Raw genomic sequence first — 19,058 nt, 5'->3', positions numbered from 1 at the left:
ACGTCGACCACGAGAGGAATCTCGTGGTTTTTTTGTGCATTCGGGAATAAGAAAGATAAGGAGGCGATTCAAATGAGAAAACGAGCACGTTCACCGAGTTAAGTTCGTCGAAACATTGTTTGGTTAGGGTGCATTCGCTGGTTTGAAGGGCTGATTCCAGCATATGTGATTGAACGGTTGTTTTGGGAGTCACGAGGCATCACCATTCAAGAAGTTGTCTACTTGGAGATGATCTATGCGCTCATCATCGTCTTGTTCGAGGTGCCGACCGGCGTGTGGGCGGACCGGACGACACGGCGTCGGCTAATCCAGGTAGGTGTAGCCTTGGAGTGGTTATCGTTTTGGATCTTGTTATACTCGTTCACCTTCAGCGGATTTTTTGTCGCCATCAGCTGTTCGGCCATTGGGTCGGTCATTCGAAGTGGGGCAGAGAATGCCTTGTTGTACGAATCGTTACAGGAGAGTCAGGAAGTGTCGTCATTTGAACGGGTTCTTGGAAAACTGAACGCGATTGGGATTGTTGCCGCTGTGACGGCGGCATTGAGTGGCAGTATGTTGGCTCAGTATCTTCCCTTGGAGTGGAACTACAAGCTCTCCATCGTGAGTCTATTGATTGCGACTACCTGTAGCCTATCTCTCATCGAACCGACTCGACGAGAGATAGAAGAGCGTTTGACGTGGTGGCATTTGCTGAAAGGTTTTCAATTCATTTGGTCGAACAAGCAACTATGGCATGTCACTATCAGTTTTTTAGCAGCCGTATCCGCATTCAATTTCATCGATGAGTTCTGGCAATTGTATGCACGTGATGTATCCATCCCGATCTATTGGTTCGGTGCCATTTCAAGCATCCTACTCTTGATTCAGTTACCTGGACAACTTTTTGCAGGGACGCTTATACGATTTGCGTCATCCGAACATTGGTTAAACGGGTTCGGTTGGCTAATGGGCGGTGGATTTCTTGTCATCGGACTTTTTCCGAATCCAATCGGAATCGGGCTGATGGGGCTGTTGGCTCTTATATATGGAGCGATGGAGCCGCTCTATTACGGTCTTTTGCATCATCAAGTTCCTTCATCCATTCGAGCGACGACGGAATCATCCGTCTCGATGCTATGGCATCTCGGTATCCTTGTGTTGGGGTTTGTCTTTATTGTAGGAACGACAGTGTCGCTATTTTTGGCGTTCATCTTAATCGGGCTTGTCGTTTGGTTCGTTCATGCGACCGCCCGATAATTTTTACAGACATGGGTCATAAGCCATGTCTGTTTTTACATCTTAAGACGGACGAAAGATTGTGCCGAGAAGTGTATGATGAGAACAATCTTAACGAGTCAATAGGAGAAACAACGTGGAATGGTATGAATTATTTGTAGGATTTTTGTTAGGTGTCGTTGAGGGATTGACGGAATTTGCCCCAGTCTCGTCGACCGGTCATATGATTCTCGTGGACGGTCTCTGGTTGAATTCGAGTCAATTTTTAGGTCAGGAAGTAGCGAACACGTTTAAAATCGTCATTCAATTAGGGTCGATTTTAGCGGTCGTGGTCGTCTTTCGAGATCGGTTCAAAGCGTTACTGAATCCAAAGTCGCTCCTCACCTTAAGACAAAGCGGAACCACACGTCAGTTCAATCTCATACATATTTTGATCGGATTGCTGCCTGCTGGCGTCCTTGGTGTACTGTTTGAGGACTACATCGATACACATCTCTTCTCAGTCAAGACGGTGTTGATTGGGTTAGTCATTGGGGCATTCTTTATGATTGCCGCAGATTTATCCGGCGTGAAGCGTCAGACGACCGCTACGCTAGATGACATCACGTACAAGCAAGCACTTGGTGTCGGGTTGATTCAATGTTTCTCGCTATGGCCTGGGTTCTCTCGGTCCGGTTCAACGATTTCTGGAGGGGTTCTCCTCGGAATGAGTCACCGGGCAGCGGCAGATTTTACGTTCATCATGGCGGTACCGATCATGTTTGGAGCGAGTGCGTTGTCACTGTACAGCAAATGGACGTACTTCACGCTCGATACGTTACCCGTGTTTGTCGTCGGTTTCGTCAGCGCGTTTTTGTTCGCACTTCTTTCGATTAAATTCTTTTTGAAGTTGATTAACAAAGTGAAATTGATGCCGTTTGCGGTCTATCGAATCGTATTGGCCATCGTGATTTACGTTCTTTACTTCTAAAAAAACACGTGCGAATAGCACGTGTTTGAAACCAATGAATGGAATTGTTCGTAAAGTCTAGAAGAGGTGAAAACATGGGACAAATCGTTGTAGTATTCGGAACGTTAATCGGTCTTGGGACCGTCGGGGCATTGCTTTATATGACCCGTCTAGCCTATGAATCATGAGAACGGATAATGATAGAAGCGCTCACGTTGGAGTAACTCCATGACGTGGGCGTTTTCTGCGTTATCGATCGCACGAAGCAGACCTTCCGTCTGAGACCGGTGGGCAAACAGGGCATCTTTCTTTTGTTCGCTCTCTTCCGTTACATCGACGATGACGTGAGGTTGTCCGAGTTCGTCTTCTGTGCGGCGGTCAAAGGCGACACCTAAGAACTTAGGGCGCGTCTCGCCCATCTCTTGAAGCGCTCGTACGACGGCACGGGCTGTCGCTTCATGGTCCGGGTGGACGGCATATCCTGGATAGAATGAGATGACGGTTTCCGGCTTCACTTCGTCAATCAATGCGCGGAAGCGACCAGCGAGCTCGGCCTCGTCCTCAAATTCGACGGTTTTGTCACGAAGACCCCACATGCGCAGGTCCTCGATGCCCATCATGCGACATGCTTCTTCGAGTTCATGTTTTCGAATTTTCGGCAGTTCTTCACGTGTCGTAAAGATTGGAGAACCCATATTACGTCCCATTTCACCGAGCGTCAAACAGACATATGTGACGGGTAGTCCTTTTTGACGATGTTGGATAATCGTTCCGGCCGAGCTGAACGCCTCATCGTCCGGGTGTGGGAATATGACGAGTAACGGTCCATTCATTGATTCTCCACCTCCGATGCGCCTTGTGGGAGCGGCTTGATATCGATGTGCAGCGCACATGCGAGACGACCGAGACGATCGTGACCAGCGAGTAACAACTGTTCTTCGTGCATTTCATAGTCGGTCAATCCCTCGACATAGAGCCAACCGTGATCGAGTTTTAAACCGACACGATAGGGACCATTTCCTTTAATTTGACCGATGCTGTATTCGATTTTGGCATTACGGATAAACATCCCGGCGTTATGAAAGTCCGGGTCATTATGTGTCGCGTAGGCACCGTTCGTCGTCTCGACATGGACGAAAAGTGGTGTCGCGACGTGATTGTCTAAATAGTGCTGAATGTGATCAGGTTGAATCGCTTTCACGTCTGTCCCTCCAATGGAAAGGATGACCCGAAACACGTAGTTCCGGGTCATCTGTTTACGATTGTGTTGCTACTTTTTTACGGTATCCGGTATGGTTCGTCGGTCCAACGTATTGGTTGAGACGGAATGAATGACGAACGGCTTCTGTGATGAACTCTTTTCCGATTTCAATCGCTTCTTCGACCGTGTGACCGTTGGCGAGTGAGGCTGCGATGGCAGAAGAGAACGTACATCCGCCGCCGTGTGTGAACGCAGGCTCGATTTTTTCACTTTCAAGAAGGCGGAATTCGTTTCCGTCGTACAAGACGTCGAATGCTGTATCGAATCCGAGTTTGCCACCGACTTTGACGATGACGATCTCTGCGCCGAGTTCATGGATTAAACGAGCGGCTTCTTTGATTTCGTCCATCGTTGCGGGCGTTTTATCAAGGCCAGCGAGCATACGCGCCTCGAATAAGTTCGGTGTGATGATTTTTGCGACTGGTACGAGGTGTTGACGCATCGCGACCGCAACGTTCGGATCAAGAATCTCATCCGCACCTTTACATGCCATGACCGGATCGACAACGGCATTCTGGATTCCGTATTCTTTAATCTTCCGTGCTGCGAGTTCGATGATTTCAGGTGTCGGGAGCATACCTGTCTTCACTGCATCGACTCCAATTCCAGCGAGCACCGTATCGATTTGTTTCTCGATCAAGGTCGTGTCGATTGGAAAGACTTCGTGATTCCATGCGTTATGTGGGTCTTGTGCCACGATGACAGTCAAAGCTGTCATACCGTATACACCGAGTTCTTCCATCGTTTTGAGGTCGGCTTGGATTCCCGCGCCGCCGCTTGTGTCAGAACCGGCAATCGTCAATGCTTTTTTCATCGTCATAATCGTCCATCCCCTTTGTCTGTTTGGATAGTTTCACTATAACGACTTTTTTGAATTCCGACAAATGCAAGGATTACGAGAAGTGTTCATAACTTTTCAGAAAAAGTATGCAGGATATTCATCATATTTGGGGAATAATAATGAATAGGGTGTAGACCACTTTATTATTGGCTGGGAGGAAAACGCATGTTAGTGCATAGCTTATGTATCCCGAAGAAAGATGTTGTCACTATCAGTGAAAAGGCAACATTGCGGGAAGCGCTTCATACGCTTGAAGAAACAGGATACCGTTGTGTACCTGTTTTAGACGAGACGGGGAAATTTTTCCGCGGTAACATTTACAAGATGCATATTTATCGTCATGGAATGAACGGGGAAAACATGGACGATAATGTGATGACACTCATCAAGAATACACAAAAGTACGTCCATGAGTCAGATGGATTCTTTGAAGTATTTTTCTCAATCAAAGAATTGCCGTACATTGCTGTATTGAAAGATGAGAGCAATGAATTTTATGGCATTCTTCCCCACGGTAAGATGCTCGGGATGCTCGAAGAAGCATGGAGTCGCGACACGGGTAGTTACGTCTTGACAATCGCCTTGAGCGAACAGGCTGGGGCACTTGAGAAAATCACGAAAATCGTGAACAAATATACATCAATCGCGAGCTTGATGACGCTCGATGCGAAAAGTAAAGTATTGCGTCGGGTACTCGTGACACTACCACCAGACTGTGAAGAAGACATGAAAAACAAGGTTGTCTCTAAGCTTGAACAAAAAGGCTTCCGGATTGTCGAAGTCGAGAACTTAAAGAACTAAGTAAAAACCCTTTCACTTGGCGTGAAAGGGTTTTTCGTCGAGTCGTTTTTCCATCCGAATATCGGACCAAAATTGACCGTCCCAGTAGGTGAAGTGCTCGATCCGACCGATTTCTTGATACCCACATTTCGTATAGAGACGATGGGCCGCATGGTTGAAAGCGAATACGCCAAGTTCCATACGAGGTGTTTGTTTGGCTCGCAATTGCTCTTCTAACAAACGAAGAGCTTCTGTGCCAACGCCTTTTCCGCGACCTACAGATTCGCCGATGACGAAACCGAGCCAAGCTGTACCGGGTTCTTGTCGATATAAATGAGGCGGGTCATACATGACGTTCATTTCTCCGACGAGATGGTCATCTGCGTAGATAAGGAAAATATCGTGTGTTAAGAGTCGTTCTTCTAAATCGTCAACCGTCATCTCATAATGGGCGGTCAATTCTTCTTTAGAGCGGCTCGGGCGAATAAGATGGACGATCTCAGGATCGTTATTCCAACGATTGAATGTATCGACGATGTCGCCGGATGCGACTGTTAATGGAACAAGTGAGATATTGATAGGTCATTCTCCTTTCTCGCTTGAACACATTCGATTCAATCGTCAAAATTCCTGCTCTTATATCGGCTTTAATACGTTTAAGTGGCTCGGCAATACTTCAAAGGTGAGGGGTAGCTTGCCGCCTGTGTCCCCGTCAGCATTTACAGGAAGCGCATCAGGCGAGGTCACGTTCACCCGTGACGTACAAAATGAGGTGACGCTATCCGTTTCCTTCAACTTTCCTGTAAAGAGGGCGGGTGTTAATTGAAGTGCGTCCTTTAACCCGAGCTCTTCAAAGATATAGACGTGAAGAAGACCATCATTAAGTCGCGCGTCCGGTTCGAAGTTTTCGAATCCTCCGACCGAGTTCGTCAAGGCGATAACGACGAGATAAGCCTCGCCATCAAACTCCCCGTCTTTACTGTCAAGCGCCAACTCATATGGACTATGTTCACGGAACGCTTTTACACCCTCAATCAAGTAAGCGAACGGTCCCCATTTCGTCTTTTCTTCCACACTTACTTCGTCGACAGCTTCGGCAATGAGCCCGATGGCGATGACGTTCATGAAATAACCTTTCTCATACTTTCCGATATCCATCGGTGTCGGTTCAGCGTCGCGGAGAGCCTCGATTGCTTGTTTAGGGTCACTTGGGACACCGAGTGCACGGGCGAGGTCGTTGACCGTCCCAAGTGGAATGATACCGAAGTCAGGTCGATGAGTAGCCTCGGCTAGACCGGTCACCGCTTCGTTCAAGGTTCCGTCCCCACCCATCGCAATCACGGCCTGATAGTGCTTTTCTGCCGCTTCACGTGCGAAGTTCGTCGCATCCTGTTCCTTTTCAGTGAAGCGGACATCGACGTGTCCATATCGTTCGCGCAACACCTCTTCGGCATGTGTTGCGTGTTGTTCCCCCAACTCTTTCCCTGAGGATGGATTGACGATTAACATGACTGTGTCCATTCCAACATGTCTCCTTTTCAACTCGAATACTGTCCTTTATTCCCGTCAAAGAAAGCAGATACTCCTAAAAAATCCCCATGTCGATTAGCTATCTCGCTCTAATCTTCAAGGGGATGCGTTGGGCATTCGATTGTTTAATAATGACGGAATGCGGACATATCTAAATGACTTGCTTCCGACTCGTCCACGGCAAGTTCGATGCGCAAATGTTCATTGAACGGGGAGACGAGAGCCCCCATACAGGCGACCGGTTCATGATCGGGGACCGGTGATTTACGTTTCGTTTTGACGAATAAATAGTCCGATCGTTTCAACGTCAATAAGAAACGTTCCACGGCATGCGGTTCACGGGTCACGTTTGGCCAAGGTAAATGATTGAATAATAAAAAGACCGCGCCTTCTTTTTCGAGCGCATAGTCCGGTGCGATGCCTTCCCGATTCAACAAATCGATGACAGCATGCAAAAACTCCCGTCTAATCGTCAATGAAATTTCGTAATACTCACGCATACGGTCCACCCTTTCTTAAAATCACAATACTACCATTCTAAACGTTTCCGACATGGGCGACAATGAAGAAGTTCCTTGACGAAGTATTTTTCCCGGCTTATACTGCATAAGTCCTGCTATACTAGTGATATATGATGAACGAATTGAGGTGAAACCGACATGATTGAATCCCTTGAATTGAAGGCGTGGGTCGTTCTTGCGCGTACGATGGATGCCATCAGTGATCGTGTGAAAGAAGATTTACGACGCCACCAGTTAAATTCAACAGAGTTCGGTGTTTTATCCGTACTGTATAAACGAGGAGACACCCCGTTGCAACAAATTGGGGATCAGATTTTGATTACGAGCGGTAGCGTGACATATGTGATCGATAAGTTGGAGAAGCGAGGGCTGATTGAACGAATCGCCTGCCCGTCTGACCGACGTGTCACATATGCTTCATTGACAGACGATGGAAAGGCGCTCATGGACGTCGTCTATCCGCAACATATTGAAATCTTCAAAGATATATATGGACCGTTAAGTGATGAAGAGACGGAACAATTGATTTCGTTATTGAAACGAGTCGGTTATAACGCAGCGGGCAAATAAAGCCCGTTGCTTTTTTATTCAATATCTTGAAATTAAAATAATTGACGATGAGATATACAGATGATATAGTTCTAACTGTTATTGAAAAATTAGAGATTACACAAATGGAGGATTACACGATGACTAAAGTATTATATGTATCGGCTAACCCGAAACCAACTGAACTTTCATACAGCAAACAAGTGGCAGAAACATTCGTTTCGACACTCCAAGCAGAAAATCCATCAATCGAAGTGGAAGCAATCGAACTCTACGATGTTGATGTTCAAGAAATCGACGGAGATGTGCTCAGTGCATGGGGCAAATTCGCTTCAGGCGAAGCGCTCACTGATGTAGAAGCGAAAAAGGTAGGCACAATGAGCGGCATGCTTGAGAAATTCATGGAAGCGGACCTTTACGTGTTCGCGACTCCAATGTGGAACTTCTTCTTCCCAGCACGTATGAAAATGTTCCTCGATAGCGTGCTCATGGCAGGTAAAACGTTCCGTTACACGGAGCAAGGTCCTGTCGGCTTGCTTGAAAACAAACAAGCGATCCACATCCAAGGGACAGGCGGAATCTACACAGGAACTGACCTTAACTTCGCAGACGCATACCTTCGCCAAGCGCTCGCGTTCGTCGGTGTATCTGAAGTGACGACGGTAGCGGTCGAAGGGATGAACCAATACCCAGATAAAATCGAAGAGATCGTTGCAGACGCGAAAGCGAAAGCTGAAGCACTTGCGAAAGAAGTTGCAGGCGCAGTAACGGTATAACCTAGAGAGACGAGTCGATTGACTCGTCTTTTTGTATGCATTTATTTTGGGTATGATACAAAGGGAAAGGGGAGTATGCAATGGCAGATCAGTTATCGAGTCGACTACTTGGAGATTGGACGGATATTGTCCAAGAAGAGATGAAACGACCTTATTTTCAACAGTTGAAGCAATTCGTCGACCAAGCTTATGAAGAAACGATCGTTTACCCGGCCCGAGAAGATATTTGGAACGCATTTATTCATACAAAATTTAGTGAAGTGAAGTGCGTCATTTTAGGGCAAGATCCGTACCACGGACCGAATCAAGCGCATGGACTCAGTTTTTCGGTGCAGGACGGGGTTCGTTTCCCACCGTCTCTACGAAACATCTTTCAAGAACTAAAAGATGACGTTGGATGTGATCTCCCGAAGAGTGGCAATCTCGAGAAATGGGCGAAACAAGGCGTCCTTCTCTTAAATACGGCACTGACGGTTGAAGCGGGAAAGGCGGGCTCTCACCGTGGAAAAGGATGGGAACAGTTCACTGATTCCATCATTGAGCGGCTCGGGAGTCGTGAGGAACCGATTGTATTCATCTTGTGGGGAAATGATGCGAAGAAGAAAATGAAATGGATTGGAGACCAACATAAAGTGCTCACGTCGGTACATCCAAGTCCTTTGTCATCCCATCGTGGATTCTTCGGTTCTAAGCCATTCTCCAAAGTAAACGATACATTGAAGGAGTGGGGAAAATCTCCGATTGAGTGGTGTCTCTGACAGTTTGCGAAAATTCGCAGGCTGTTTTTTGTTGACGCTTTTGTTTAGCTTTGGTACAGTAACTAACAAGACGTCACTTTAGTGCTTAAAAGCATATATGCATAACAGCATAACTGTAGAAAAGATAAAGAATTGGATATGTAAGAAAAGCGAAGAAAGAACCGAAGTAGAGACATCTTCCCTGGCCCAGAGAGCGTGTGGTGCTGCGAACACGCCCAAAAGATGAATCGAATTACAGTTCCTGAGCTCTCATCATTGAGCGGTCCCCCGTTATCGGATCAAGCGGCTAGAATTTTTCTAGCAACCAGGGTGGTACCGCGGCTTTGTCGTCCCTATCGATTCAATCGATAGGGATTTTTTGATTTTAAAGGAGGACTTCACATGTTGACACAATCGATTCCAAAACACCTAGCCCCACATATTTCACCGCAGTTCTACAATGAATACACACCAACAGATCATGCCGTTTGGCGTTTCGTGTTGCGGTTGAACTTGCACACGTTAGAAGGGAAGGCGCATCCGTTTTACATCGAAGGATTGAAACGGACGGGAATGGGACCGGATCGATTGCCGAACGTCGAACAGATGACGGATGAGATGCAGGCGGCAGGATGGTCGACGGTCGCAGTGGATGGGCTCATCCCCGGCGTTGCCTTTTTTGACTTCCAAGGAAACGGGATGCTCCCGGTCGCGACAGACATTCGGAAAGTCGAGAATATTTTATACAGTCCAGCCCCTGATATCATTCACGAGGCGGCGGGACATGCGCCAATGTTGATGGACCCGACGTTTTCGGCAATCGTCAAACGCTTCGGTCAATTAGGGGCCAAGGCGTTCATGAACCGAGAAGAACATGCCTCGTTCGCCGCATTGAAACGCTTGACGATTGTGAAGGAGAATGCGAATTCGACCGAACAGGATATCGAGGCGGCGGAGAAAGCCGTACATGAGGCGAAAGCGCAAGTGACTGGCTTTTCTGAAGCACAACAGGTCGCGCGTATCTTTTGGTGGACCGTTGAATTCGGATTGATTGGTGACCTCGACAATCCGATGATTTACGGGGCTGGCCTCTTATCATCGGTAGGAGAGAGCCGTCACTGTCTGACAGATGCGGTCGTCAAACATCCATTCGACTTGGAGCACGCGCTACAGACGAAGCAAGACGTGACAAACATGCAAAAAGAGCTATTCGTTATTCCAAACTTTGAGACGCTCTCTTCTGTCTTAGATGAACTAGAGGGAAGAATGGCGATTCGAAAAGGTGGGATTGAATCTGTGGCGAAAGCGTTGGCGTCAGGAAGTCAATCGACGATTCGACTTGAAGATGGATCAGAACGTGTCGGCATCGTTCGTCACATGACGGAGTCGAAAGAACATACGCTCATTCAATGGGATGAATGTTCAATTGTACAACATGGACAGCTCACGCAAAAAGAGCGACACGGGCTACTGATTGCTCATGACACAGAGTCCGCGCTCGATCGCGATGACCTCTTTGAGGACGGGACGAGCATTCGGCAAGCATGTGCATCCGGTGCACTCGAAGACGTGACGGTTCACCTAGAAGGACGGACGATCTCACTCGACTCGCTAGAAGTACGCGTCGATTCGCTTCCATCAGTTTTCCCAGGAACAACGGTAGACGAGCTGATGATGATTGAAAAACCGGTGATCATCGAACGGGATGAACGTGTATGGACGAACGATGATCCGATGTTCAACCGCATCCATCTCATGCGTGAGCGGGGAGAATCAATCGATGGTCTCATCCCAGAGATTTTAACGAACCACCCTGACGCCTGGTTATTACACATCGAGTGCCTGGAGTTGGTGAAGGATGAAGGACTGAAACAGACATTGATTGAACGTCTTGAAGCATTGCGTCAAACTTCCCCATCCCGAAATGAATTGATTGGTCGCGCGTTCGAACTATTGCGCTAACGAAAAGAGGCGACGTTTTCCACTGTAGGAGAACGTCGCCTCTTGTGCATTATACAGATTGATTTGTCGTTTCACGTAAGAACGTAATCAAACGACGATACGTGGAATTAGCCGCTGGGCGGTCCATTTCGAAGTAATAGTTATGGCCAAGCTCGTGCTCGTTCCGATCATAAAAGACAGTCGTGACATCCGTACGTCCTGAAAGAATCGTTGCAAATTCCTTGGCCTGCTCCTCAAAGGAATGGTCATTCCCGTCCGCGATAAACGTTGGGACGAATGTGGCCGGTACATTGACGAGTGGCGACGCTTCAGCAACGACCGGGAGAGTCTCCCAATTGTATGTGCCGAAGTATGCCCATCCGATTCGTTTGAACAAGAAGCGGTTCACTGACTTCGATGATTCGAGCCATGTGCGCTTCAAGTCGAGCGGTGCAGACAAGAGGATGGCACCGAGGATTGAGGATTTTGGTACGACTTGTCCCACTTCAGCAGAAGGCGAATAGTCGTCATTCAACTGGATCCCGACAAACTGTGCAGCGAGCTGTCCACCATTCGAATCACCTGCAAAGAAGACGCGGTCTAAATCGAGACGGAAGCGGTCATTGTTCTCAGCGATGAACGAGTACGCTTCTTCGATTTGTTTGAGCGGGGTCGGGTACATCACGTCAGGTGCGAGTGCGTAATTGATACTGACGACGTTGTAGCCGTTACTCGCAATTGAAGTGGCGTATTTTAACACATCCGATTTATCCCCACCAACGAATGATCCGCCATGTACCCAAAAAATGGTAGGGACCGTGCGGCTATTTCCTTCATAACGGATCAAATCAAAGGTTCCATTGTCATAAGAAGACAAGTAGTCGATGTCTTTTCGGACAGACGTCTTTTGAACGACTTCCTCGAATCCCTTCATCTCCACTTCGTTTCCCCCCGCAAACGAAGTTTTGATTAAACGTGTGGCTGGTTTCGGTGAGAGGAACACATAAGCCGCTCCTGCGACCGCAGTTCCAATCAATCCGACTCCAGCTCGTTTCAACCCTTTATTCATCTTCCTTCCTCCCTTTCTACAATCAGAAGCTTATTGCGTGACGAGTACGTCCGCCATGTACGTTTCGATGACATGAGCGATTCCGTCTTCGTTGTTTGATTTTGTTATGAAGTCCGCTTTTCCTTTGACCGTCGTGTTAGCATTTCCCATCGCGACGCCGAGGCCGGCCCATTCAATCATCGTCAAATCATTGTTTCCGTCACCGCAAGCGATGACTTCTTTTTGTGCGATGCCGAGTTGATCTGCAAGGAAGGCGAGACTCGTTCCTTTTGTGACACCGGCTTCAGTAAACTCAAGGAAGAACGGTTTTGAACGGGCTACAGCCAATTTCCCGGCCAATTCTGTTTGTAGCTTCGTTTCGATTGGAGCGAGTGTGTCGCCATCCGCAAGCATCAAACATTTGACGACCGGAGCTGTCACGGCATCTTTAAAGTTGTCGACATGAATGACCGGCATTCCCGTCAATTCACCTTCGATATCCGTATAAGGGTTCGGGCGATCGGTTACGATTTCGTTACCGACGTACGTATGAATCGCGATTCCTTCCCGTTCACTGATATCATGGAGATGGGCGACTGTATCCGGCTGGAGCGTGCTCGAGAAAATCTCCTCGTTTGTCGCACAATCGATGACCGAGGCACCGTTGAACGATAAGATGTAGCTTCCGTATTTCGCAAGTTCTAATTCACGGGCTGCTTCCCACATCGCAAACGTTGGTCGTCCGCTCGCGAGAACGACTTTATAGCCGCGCGCCTGTGCATCGAGAAGTGCTTCTTTTGTCTTAGGGGAAATCGTATGGTCGCTCGTGAGGAGCGTATCATCCATATCCAATACAATCATCTTGTAACTCATAGTAGTAGGGGGTCCTCCTTCAGAATCTAATGACTCCATCCTAAACCTTTTTAAGGTCAATTGACAACCTTGTCGCAAAAACGTAACTATAATGTAGAGAAGTGAACTCTAGAAGAGGTGGAAATCGATATGAATCGAATTTTAGTAGCTGAGGATGAACATGCGATTCGCAGCTTCATTATTGTCAATTTAAAACGAGCCGGATTCGACGTCTTTGAGGCGACGAACGGGCGAGAAGCGGTCACCGCATTTGACCGTGAACCGTTCGATGTCGTCCTATTGGATGTCATGATGCCGGAAATGGACGGATTCGAAGCATGTGCTGCCATTCGTGATCTTGACGAAAATGTAGGGATCATTATGTTGACGGCACGGACGCTCGAAGAAGATAAAATTGAAGGGCTCGGTAAAGGTGCAGACGACTACATCGCCAAACCGTTCAGTCCAGGTGAATTAGTGGCGCGCATCCAAGCGTTGTTGCGCCGTGTCGAAAAAGTGAAACGAAAAGATTCGAAACGCTTGAAGTCGGGACCGTTCGCAATCGACCTCGCCGCAAAACAAGTGACGAAGTATGGACAGTCGATCGATTTGACGCCGACCGAGTATGACTTGATCTGTCATCTCGTCCAAAACGAAGAGATCGTCTTGTCACGTGATGCGCTACTCGATGCTGTATGGGGCGTCAACTATTTCGGTGACCGAAAGACAGTCGACGTCAACATTCGTCGCTTGCGTCAAAAAATTGAAGATGACCCGAGTCATCCGGTCTACATCGAGACGTTGTGGGGTCACGGATATAAATGGCGGAGACATGAGGCATGAAACAACAGTTAGTCATTCGCATGATGATTGTCGTGACGATCGTCTTGCTCTTGCTCGTCAGCATTTTGTCTTACGGGACGTATCGCTACTATTACGAGTATGAGTCGGAAGCGTTACTAGGTCATGCGACAACGAGTGCATATCTATACCCTCAAGCCCAAGTTGGGTTTGAAACGCCGAGCGCCTTTTCAGTCCTCGTCCGAACATTCGGATATCCTGGAACTGATTTGACGATTGTCGACCGGAGCGGTTCGATTGTCAAAACGACGGGACAACGAACAAGGCAGGCCTCTTTCTCTCAAGAACAGTTACAGCAACTGTCGCAAGGAGAGTCCGTCGTGCAGGACTATGACGTCGGGGATGAACATTACTTGTCGGTCACGAGTCCCATTATGACGAACGATACGTCCGAGTTTGCCATCAGTTTCACGCGACCGCTTGAAGACTTGGACACGCTCATTCGCGAAATTTGGATGACGGTCGTCATGATTGGCGTCTTGATCTGGTTGCTCGCCCTATACACCGTCATCAGGATTGCCGATCGTTTCGTCAGACCGATTCGTCACATCATCGAGGCGGCCGATGAGATGGCTCAGGGCGACTTCGATGTATCCGTTGAGTCAAATGAGAAACATGAGCTTGGAGCCTTGGCTCGAACGCTCACGTATTTAGGCGCGAAAGTCCAGCAGCATCAGTCGACACGTAACGAATTCCTCTCGAGTGTATCGCACGAACTCAGAACACCACTCACATCGATTAAGGGATGGACCGAGACGATTCGGGGTGGTGATGAGAAACTATCTGAAGAGACGGAGCTCGGTTTAAGCATCATCCATTCGGAGACAGAGCGCATGATCGGTCTCGTCGAACAGCTTCTCGACTATACAAAAATTGAGGAGAGTCGGTTGGTCTTGTATCGCCAAGAACTGGACCTGGTCTCTTTGTTACGTCAAGTGACTCTGCAATTAAAACAGTCACTTGAAGACAAAAGCATCACACTCATCGAACGCTATCCTCAAAAATCGGTCGGACTATTTGATGAGAATCGTTTGAAACAAGTGTTCTTAAATATCCTCGAGAACGCGATTCGTTTCTCGCCAGACGGAGGAACGTTGACCATCCGCTTCGTGCAATCGGAACGTGTTGCCTTCATCTCGATTATCGATGAAGGTCCCGGCATTTCACGAGAGCATTTGCAGCGCATCACCGAGATGTTCTATCAGGCTCATGTCACAGAAGGTAGTAGCGGGCTTGGACTTGCGATTTCAAAAGAATTGATTGAAGCGCATGAAGGCAAACTCGTCATCGAGAGCGAGGTCGGACACGGAACGACGGTGACCGTCTTATTGCCGCTCGACCCGAGTGAACTACATTAATAGGATTAAACCTCCCGAATTCAGGCTACATATAGATGTATGTAGACTGAGGGAGGTTTTTATAATGGCCAATCAATCTTTGAAGCCGTTAAAAGGAAGTCCGAATGCTGTGTCAACCCAAACTTCAATTGAAGAATTGCGGATGGACCCACTGCCGTATGCAGGCAGTCGCGGGCAATCAATTGAAGCCATTAAGATGGCGATGAATCAGTTGCCGCGGGCTGAACTGGTGAAGGAAACAGATGAAGGACTTCATTATGTAGTGACTTCTAAAGTGATGCGATTTAAAGATGATGTCGATTTTTTATTTGATGACGCTACTCAACAAGTCGAGTTTCGATCTGCGTCGCGTGTCGGCTATTCAGACTTTGGCGTGAATCGAAAACGAATGGAAGATGTGAGCGAACGATACCGGAGGTTGATTCGATGAAGGACTATCAGTTGATTGTCATCGGTGGCGGTGCTGCCGGGATGACGGTGGCCGCAGGGGCTGCGAATTTAGGCGCAAAGGTCGCACTTGTTGAAAAGAACAAACATTTAGGTGGTGACTGTCTGCATGTCGGATGTGTGCCATCGAAAGCGTTGATTGCCGCTTCAAAAGAAGCGAATGCGATGATGCGCGCGGCCCGAGTTCTCGGAACCGAGTTCAATGGACAAGAGCATTATCAAATGTCAAAAGCGCGTGTCGACAAAGCACGTGCCATTATTCAAGACCATGACGGGACAGAGCGTTTTGAAAAGATTGGCGTCGACGTCTATATCGGAGAAGCCTCGTTCCAAAGTCCGCACGAATTAAAAGTAGGGAACGAGTTATTGATCGGGAAAAAATTTGTCATCTCGACGGGGTCGAAACCGACAGTTCCTCCAATCGATGGACTCGATCAAGTCCCATACTTAACGAACGAAACGGTCTTTGAAGAAGAGACGCTCCCGGAGAGCCTGATTGTCATCGGCGCCGGAACGGTCGGACTTGAATTGGCCCAGTCCTTTGTCCGACTCGGCTCACAAGTGACCGTGCTAGAGGCGCAGGATGATTTCCTACCTAAAGAAGACGAGGACGTCGCCACCTATTTGAAATCTCAACTCGAGATGGCGATGCGCTTGAAAATCGGCGTAAAGGTCAATCGAGTCGATGAGGTCGATGGCCGCATTCGTGTCACGACAGAGGTGAACGGCGAAACGGTCGAATATGAAGCGGACAAACTGCTGATGGCGACGGGTCGCGTTCCCCGAATCGATGCGCTCCGTCTCGACCGGGCGAACGTTCAGGTGACGAAAGGGTATATCGATGTCTCGTCGTCATATCGGACGTCACAATCTCATATCTTTGCGATTGGAGATACGATCAAGACGCTCCCATTCACACACGCCGCTGGAGAAGAAGGGAAGGCGGTTGTCGCGAACGCGCTCTTTGGATTATGGAACAAGGTCGACTATAGTAAGCTCCCGTGGATCACATTCACAGACCCTGAGGTGTTCCACGTCGGGATGACGGAGAGAGAAGCGCGCGAGCGTTACGGTGACGACATTGAGACGTATGAAGCGAAACTGTCCGAAGTGGACCGTTTCATTGCTGAACGCCAAGAAGCAGGCTTTGTCAAAGTGATTACGAAGAAAAATGGAAAAATCATCGGAGCTCATGCAGTCGGTGAATCGGCGGGGGATTGGATGCAAATTGTCGTTTATGCGATGCAACGTGGTGACAAAATCGGGAAGCTGTCTCGTATGATTTACCCGTATCCGTCGCGAAGTGAGGCCGTGAAGAAAGTGACAGACCTTTACTGGCGGAAACGATTGTTCGAAAGCCCACTCACCGAACTGGCGAGACGCTACTTTAAATTGATGCAATAACACAAATCACCCACTCGAACGAGTGGGTGATTGTTAGTTTGGTAAGGTGATGGTTTCAATCATCTTTGGTTCGCCCTCAGAAAGGTCGACGAGTGGTTTGATCAACACCTCGACACGTCGGTTTTTAGAGCGACCTTCTTCTGTATCGTTCGTCGCGATCGGTTTAAACTCACCGTAACTCGCGAGCGTGAATTGAGCCGGGTTCAAGGCATCATTTGCCAAAAGGCCACGCATGAACGCGGTCGCACGTGCCGAACTGAGTTCCCAGTTTGACGGGAAACGTGCTGTATTGATTGGAATGTTATCCGTATGGCCGGAGACGACAATCTCTCGCTTGCCCGCCTTCTCTAAAATTTGACTGATGTTTTGTGCGACGTTACGAGCATCAGCATCGAGAGTCGCCTCTCCTAAGTTGAACAGGGCACGGTCTTGAATCGTCAAGACGAGACCACTTGAATTGATTGTCGCTTTGATTTGGCTTTCGAGACCGTTCTTTTTAATGTATTTGTTTACATCTTCTTTTAACTCGTCAAGTTGAGCCAATTCATACGTCCGTGGGTTGGCGGTCGTATTGGTTTTGTCTGTGCGACTGATGTCACTGTTTGAGGCAGTCGAAGCTTGAAAGACGCTGACGCCTCCAGAGAACACCTGGTTGAAAGACTGTGACATTTTCTCAAGCTTTGTCTGGTCGATGTTACTCGATGCGAATAGTACGATGAAAAGCGCGAGCAACAGTGTCAACAAGTCGGCGTAAGGAATCAGCCAGCCTTCGGGAATATGTTCTTCATGATCATGCTTCTTTTTGCGCTTCATAGTCAGCTCGCTCCTTTGGAGACAAATACACAGACAGTTTATCTTCTAGCGTTTTTGGAGATTCACCACTTTGAATCGATAAAATCCCTTCAATCATCATTTCCTTGATGATGACTTCACTCTTCGAATACTGCTTCAACTTGTTTGCAAACGGGAACCAAAGCACATATCCGGTAAAAATCCCGAAAAGTGTCGCGACGAAGGCCGCAGAAATGGCATGTCCGAGCTTTTCGATATCAGATAAGTCTTTCAAGGCAGCAATCAATCCGATAACGGCTCCGAGTACCCCAAGTGTCGGGGCATATGTCCCGGCTTGAGTGAAGATATCGGCGTTTGCTTTATGACGCTGTTCCATATTTTCGATGTCGCGTGACATGACTTCCGCAATATATTCGGAAGGTTGACCGTCGATGACCATCATCATGCCTTGGCGTAAAAATGGTTCTTCGACTTGTTCAAGTGCCGTTTCGAGGGAGAGGAGTCCCTCTTTTCGGGCTTGGGTCGACAAGTCGACGAATTGCGTGAGCAATCCGGACTTGCTTGGGAGTTCTTGTTTTTTGAACAAGATTTTAAACAGTTTTGGAACATTCTGAAGTTGTTCCTTCGATACAGCGATACTGACAGCCGCGGCTGTACCGACGAAAATGATAACCATTGCGGCAGGGTTGATCAGCGGCGCAACACCTGCTCCTTTTAATAGCATTCCACCGACGAGGGTGAGGAACCCGAGTATGAGTCCGACTAACGTAACGACATCCATGTCTTTGTTTTCCACCTTTCCGAAATAAATCAGGACAAAAAAAGCGAGAGACGCCACTCGTCTCCCGCAACATGCGTTCCCGATGATTAAGCGCCGTTTTCATCAATCAGCATTTGAATGCTGATATTTCGTTCTTCACGCTCTATATCGGTTAATACGTCGTATTTTTTTAACAATGCGTACAATTGATTCACGACTTCTTGCTCGAGTGACCAATTGAGTAACTCTTCTAGCTGAAAATAAAGGTGAGCGGGCATACATTGTGACTGGCGCTCCAACCTTCGTGAGACATCCTCTATCGAATGATCTACCGTACTAGGGTCCACGGTTTCATTCAACCTCCTCAACATTCTTAAAGTCTATCTCCCATAATACCAAAAAATCGAAGAAAGCGTTAGAGATACATTTTCTTGTT

Annotated in this window: 22 protein-coding genes and 1 other annotated feature; of the genes, 11 read left to right on the top strand and 11 right to left on the bottom strand. The window is 47.9% G+C overall.

All coding sequences use genetic code 11. The annotated features are described in order from the left end of the window. Nucleotides 1-177 precede the first annotated feature (177 nt). Complete coding sequence (locus tag ACFO4U_RS11125; protein WP_251131867.1) at nucleotides 178-1,236, top strand: MFS transporter; 1,059 nt, start codon at nucleotides 178-180, stop codon at nucleotides 1,234-1,236. A gap of 115 nt (nucleotides 1,237-1,351) precedes the next feature. Further along, the gene (locus ACFO4U_RS11120; RefSeq protein ID WP_215244285.1) at nucleotides 1,352-2,185 is read left to right on the top strand and encodes an undecaprenyl-diphosphate phosphatase; all 834 of its coding nucleotides are present in this window, start codon (nucleotides 1,352-1,354) and stop codon (nucleotides 2,183-2,185) included. A gap of 161 nt (nucleotides 2,186-2,346) precedes the next feature. Here ACFO4U_RS11120 and bshB2 read toward each other — a convergent pair whose 3' ends face one another. Genes bshB2 through pdxK form a run of 3 tightly spaced genes read right to left on the bottom strand, consistent with a single transcriptional unit; the run spans nucleotide 2,347 to nucleotide 4,245 of the window. Beyond that, nucleotides 2,347-2,997, bottom strand: a complete 651-nt coding sequence (gene bshB2, locus ACFO4U_RS11115) for a bacillithiol biosynthesis deacetylase BshB2 (RefSeq protein WP_074034954.1) — start codon at nucleotides 2,995-2,997, stop codon at nucleotides 2,347-2,349. Further along, on the bottom strand, nucleotides 2,994-3,365 hold the full coding sequence (locus tag ACFO4U_RS11110; protein ID WP_074034952.1) for a YojF family protein: 372 nt from the start codon (nucleotides 3,363-3,365) through the stop codon (nucleotides 2,994-2,996). Before ACFO4U_RS11110 ends, bshB2 begins: the two co-directional genes overlap by 4 nt. A 55-nt stretch (nucleotides 3,366-3,420) precedes the next feature. After that, a complete protein-coding gene (pdxK, locus tag ACFO4U_RS11105; protein ID WP_015880484.1) occupies nucleotides 3,421-4,245 on the bottom strand; it encodes a pyridoxine/pyridoxal/pyridoxamine kinase in 825 nt (274 codons plus the stop codon). A gap of 186 nt (nucleotides 4,246-4,431) precedes the next feature. Between pdxK and cbpA the strand changes: the two genes are divergently transcribed. Next, nucleotides 4,432-5,067: a cyclic di-AMP binding protein CbpA gene (cbpA, locus tag ACFO4U_RS11100; protein ID WP_031424393.1), complete on the top strand. Its 636-nt coding sequence runs from the start codon at nucleotides 4,432-4,434 to the stop codon at nucleotides 5,065-5,067. 12 nt (nucleotides 5,068-5,079) lie between these two features. On the opposite strand, the gene ACFO4U_RS11095 is transcribed toward cbpA, so the two are convergent. The 3 genes from ACFO4U_RS11095 to ACFO4U_RS11085 all read right to left on the bottom strand — a co-directional run bounded on the left by ACFO4U_RS11095 (nucleotide 5,080) and on the right by ACFO4U_RS11085 (nucleotide 7,076). Further along, nucleotides 5,080-5,619, bottom strand: a complete 540-nt coding sequence (locus ACFO4U_RS11095; RefSeq protein ID WP_264093167.1) for a GNAT family N-acetyltransferase — start codon at nucleotides 5,617-5,619, stop codon at nucleotides 5,080-5,082. Nucleotides 5,620-5,682: 63 nt separating this feature from the next. Next, a complete protein-coding gene (locus tag ACFO4U_RS11090) occupies nucleotides 5,683-6,567 on the bottom strand; it encodes a diacylglycerol/lipid kinase family protein (protein ID WP_215244286.1) in 885 nt (294 codons plus the stop codon). 134 nt (nucleotides 6,568-6,701) lie between these two features. Next, a complete protein-coding gene (locus ACFO4U_RS11085) occupies nucleotides 6,702-7,076 on the bottom strand; it encodes a hypothetical protein (protein ID WP_078146123.1) in 375 nt (124 codons plus the stop codon). A 159-nt stretch (nucleotides 7,077-7,235) separates the two neighbouring features. On the opposite strand from ACFO4U_RS11085, the gene ACFO4U_RS11080 reads away from it, so the two are divergent. From ACFO4U_RS11080 to ACFO4U_RS11065, 4 genes are all read left to right on the top strand, one after another. Further along, on the top strand, nucleotides 7,236-7,667 hold the full coding sequence (locus ACFO4U_RS11080) for a MarR family winged helix-turn-helix transcriptional regulator (RefSeq protein WP_047795835.1): 432 nt from the start codon (nucleotides 7,236-7,238) through the stop codon (nucleotides 7,665-7,667). A 119-nt stretch (nucleotides 7,668-7,786) separates the two neighbouring features. Continuing rightward, on the top strand, nucleotides 7,787-8,422 hold the full coding sequence (locus ACFO4U_RS11075; protein ID WP_078146124.1) for an FMN-dependent NADH-azoreductase: 636 nt from the start codon (nucleotides 7,787-7,789) through the stop codon (nucleotides 8,420-8,422). 80 nt (nucleotides 8,423-8,502) lie between these two features. Then, the gene (locus ACFO4U_RS11070) at nucleotides 8,503-9,180 is read left to right on the top strand and encodes a uracil-DNA glycosylase (RefSeq protein ID WP_074034942.1); all 678 of its coding nucleotides are present in this window, start codon (nucleotides 8,503-8,505) and stop codon (nucleotides 9,178-9,180) included. Between the two features lie 143 nt (nucleotides 9,181-9,323). After that, nucleotides 9,324-9,517 (top strand) — a binding site (T-box leader). Nucleotides 9,518-9,561: 44 nt separating this feature from the next. Next, nucleotides 9,562-11,121 (top strand): aromatic amino acid hydroxylase, encoded by a 1,560-nt coding sequence (locus ACFO4U_RS11065; RefSeq protein ID WP_214784238.1) that lies wholly within the window; start codon nucleotides 9,562-9,564, stop codon nucleotides 11,119-11,121. A 49-nt stretch (nucleotides 11,122-11,170) separates the two neighbouring features. Here the strand turns inward: ACFO4U_RS11065 and ACFO4U_RS11060 are convergent, their stop codons facing one another. Next, nucleotides 11,171-12,169, bottom strand: coding sequence for an alpha/beta hydrolase (locus ACFO4U_RS11060; RefSeq protein WP_214784235.1), 999 nt, complete (start codon nucleotides 12,167-12,169; stop codon nucleotides 11,171-11,173). A gap of 30 nt (nucleotides 12,170-12,199) precedes the next feature. Next, on the bottom strand, nucleotides 12,200-13,021 hold the full coding sequence (locus ACFO4U_RS11055) for a Cof-type HAD-IIB family hydrolase (RefSeq protein WP_159563347.1): 822 nt from the start codon (nucleotides 13,019-13,021) through the stop codon (nucleotides 12,200-12,202). 129 nt (nucleotides 13,022-13,150) lie between these two features. Between ACFO4U_RS11055 and ACFO4U_RS11050 the strand changes: the two genes are divergently transcribed. The 4 genes from ACFO4U_RS11050 (at nucleotide 13,151) to ACFO4U_RS11035 (ending at nucleotide 17,070) form a co-directional block, all read left to right on the top strand. Continuing rightward, complete coding sequence (locus ACFO4U_RS11050; protein ID WP_015880495.1) at nucleotides 13,151-13,843, top strand: response regulator transcription factor; 693 nt, start codon at nucleotides 13,151-13,153, stop codon at nucleotides 13,841-13,843. Then, nucleotides 13,840-15,219: a sensor histidine kinase gene (locus ACFO4U_RS11045; protein ID WP_214691309.1), complete on the top strand. Its 1,380-nt coding sequence runs from the start codon at nucleotides 13,840-13,842 to the stop codon at nucleotides 15,217-15,219. The genes ACFO4U_RS11050 and ACFO4U_RS11045 overlap by 4 nt, the downstream gene beginning before the upstream one ends. Nucleotides 15,220-15,283: 64 nt before the next feature. Beyond that, a complete protein-coding gene (locus ACFO4U_RS11040) occupies nucleotides 15,284-15,649 on the top strand; it encodes a DUF1499 domain-containing protein (RefSeq protein WP_159563348.1) in 366 nt (121 codons plus the stop codon). Then, on the top strand, nucleotides 15,646-17,070 hold the full coding sequence (locus ACFO4U_RS11035; RefSeq protein ID WP_159563349.1) for a dihydrolipoyl dehydrogenase family protein: 1,425 nt from the start codon (nucleotides 15,646-15,648) through the stop codon (nucleotides 17,068-17,070). Before ACFO4U_RS11040 ends, ACFO4U_RS11035 begins: the two co-directional genes overlap by 4 nt. Before the next feature lie 33 nt (nucleotides 17,071-17,103). Here the strand turns inward: ACFO4U_RS11035 and ACFO4U_RS11030 are convergent, their stop codons facing one another. From ACFO4U_RS11030 to ACFO4U_RS11020, 3 genes are all read right to left on the bottom strand, one after another. After that, nucleotides 17,104-17,883, bottom strand: a complete 780-nt coding sequence (locus tag ACFO4U_RS11030) for a flagellar motor protein MotB (RefSeq protein WP_074034931.1) — start codon at nucleotides 17,881-17,883, stop codon at nucleotides 17,104-17,106. Beyond that, entirely contained in the window at nucleotides 17,861-18,643 is a 783-nt protein-coding gene (gene motA, locus ACFO4U_RS11025) for a flagellar motor stator protein MotA (RefSeq protein WP_015880500.1), read from the bottom strand. Before motA ends, ACFO4U_RS11030 begins: the two co-directional genes overlap by 23 nt. Before the next feature lie 86 nt (nucleotides 18,644-18,729). Continuing rightward, complete coding sequence (locus tag ACFO4U_RS11020) at nucleotides 18,730-18,921, bottom strand: hypothetical protein (protein WP_224862903.1); 192 nt, start codon at nucleotides 18,919-18,921, stop codon at nucleotides 18,730-18,732. Between the last annotated feature and the right edge of the window lie 137 nt (nucleotides 18,922-19,058).

The sequence above is a fragment of the Exiguobacterium profundum genome (genome assembly GCF_042652865.1).
Lineage (GTDB): Bacteria > Bacillota > Bacilli > Exiguobacteriales > Exiguobacteriaceae > Exiguobacterium > Exiguobacterium profundum.
The sequence above is the reverse complement of the archived record's forward strand: the minus strand, read 5'-3'. Positions and strand labels throughout refer to the sequence as shown.

Bases quoted from the DNA above. Each gene is read 5' to 3' on its own strand.
- ACFO4U_RS11075 (WP_078146124.1), top strand. From the start codon at position 7,787: ATGACTAAAGTATTATATGTATCGGCTAACCCGAAACCAACTGAACTT.
- ACFO4U_RS11055 (WP_159563347.1), bottom strand. From the start codon at position 13,021: ATGAGTTACAAGATGATTGTATTGGATATGGATGATACGCTCCTCACG.
- ACFO4U_RS11080 (WP_047795835.1), top strand. From the start codon at position 7,236: ATGATTGAATCCCTTGAATTGAAGGCGTGGGTCGTTCTTGCGCGTACG.
- pdxK (WP_015880484.1), bottom strand. From the start codon at position 4,245: ATGACGATGAAAAAAGCATTGACGATTGCCGGTTCTGACACAAGCGGC.
- ACFO4U_RS11035 (WP_159563349.1), top strand. From the start codon at position 15,646: ATGAAGGACTATCAGTTGATTGTCATCGGTGGCGGTGCTGCCGGGATG.
- cbpA (WP_031424393.1), top strand. From the start codon at position 4,432: ATGTTAGTGCATAGCTTATGTATCCCGAAGAAAGATGTTGTCACTATC.
- ACFO4U_RS11085 (WP_078146123.1), bottom strand. From the start codon at position 7,076: ATGCGTGAGTATTACGAAATTTCATTGACGATTAGACGGGAGTTTTTG.
- ACFO4U_RS11030 (WP_074034931.1), bottom strand. From the start codon at position 17,883: ATGAAGCGCAAAAAGAAGCATGATCATGAAGAACATATTCCCGAAGGC.
- ACFO4U_RS11070 (WP_074034942.1), top strand. From the start codon at position 8,503: ATGGCAGATCAGTTATCGAGTCGACTACTTGGAGATTGGACGGATATT.
- ACFO4U_RS11060 (WP_214784235.1), bottom strand. From the start codon at position 12,169: ATGAATAAAGGGTTGAAACGAGCTGGAGTCGGATTGATTGGAACTGCG.
- ACFO4U_RS11040 (WP_159563348.1), top strand. From the start codon at position 15,284: ATGGCCAATCAATCTTTGAAGCCGTTAAAAGGAAGTCCGAATGCTGTG.
- ACFO4U_RS11065 (WP_214784238.1), top strand. From the start codon at position 9,562: ATGTTGACACAATCGATTCCAAAACACCTAGCCCCACATATTTCACCG.
- motA (WP_015880500.1), bottom strand. From the start codon at position 18,643: ATGGATGTCGTTACGTTAGTCGGACTCATACTCGGGTTCCTCACCCTC.
- bshB2 (WP_074034954.1), bottom strand. From the start codon at position 2,997: ATGAATGGACCGTTACTCGTCATATTCCCACACCCGGACGATGAGGCG.
- ACFO4U_RS11050 (WP_015880495.1), top strand. From the start codon at position 13,151: ATGAATCGAATTTTAGTAGCTGAGGATGAACATGCGATTCGCAGCTTC.
- ACFO4U_RS11045 (WP_214691309.1), top strand. From the start codon at position 13,840: ATGAAACAACAGTTAGTCATTCGCATGATGATTGTCGTGACGATCGTC.
- ACFO4U_RS11090 (WP_215244286.1), bottom strand. From the start codon at position 6,567: ATGGACACAGTCATGTTAATCGTCAATCCATCCTCAGGGAAAGAGTTG.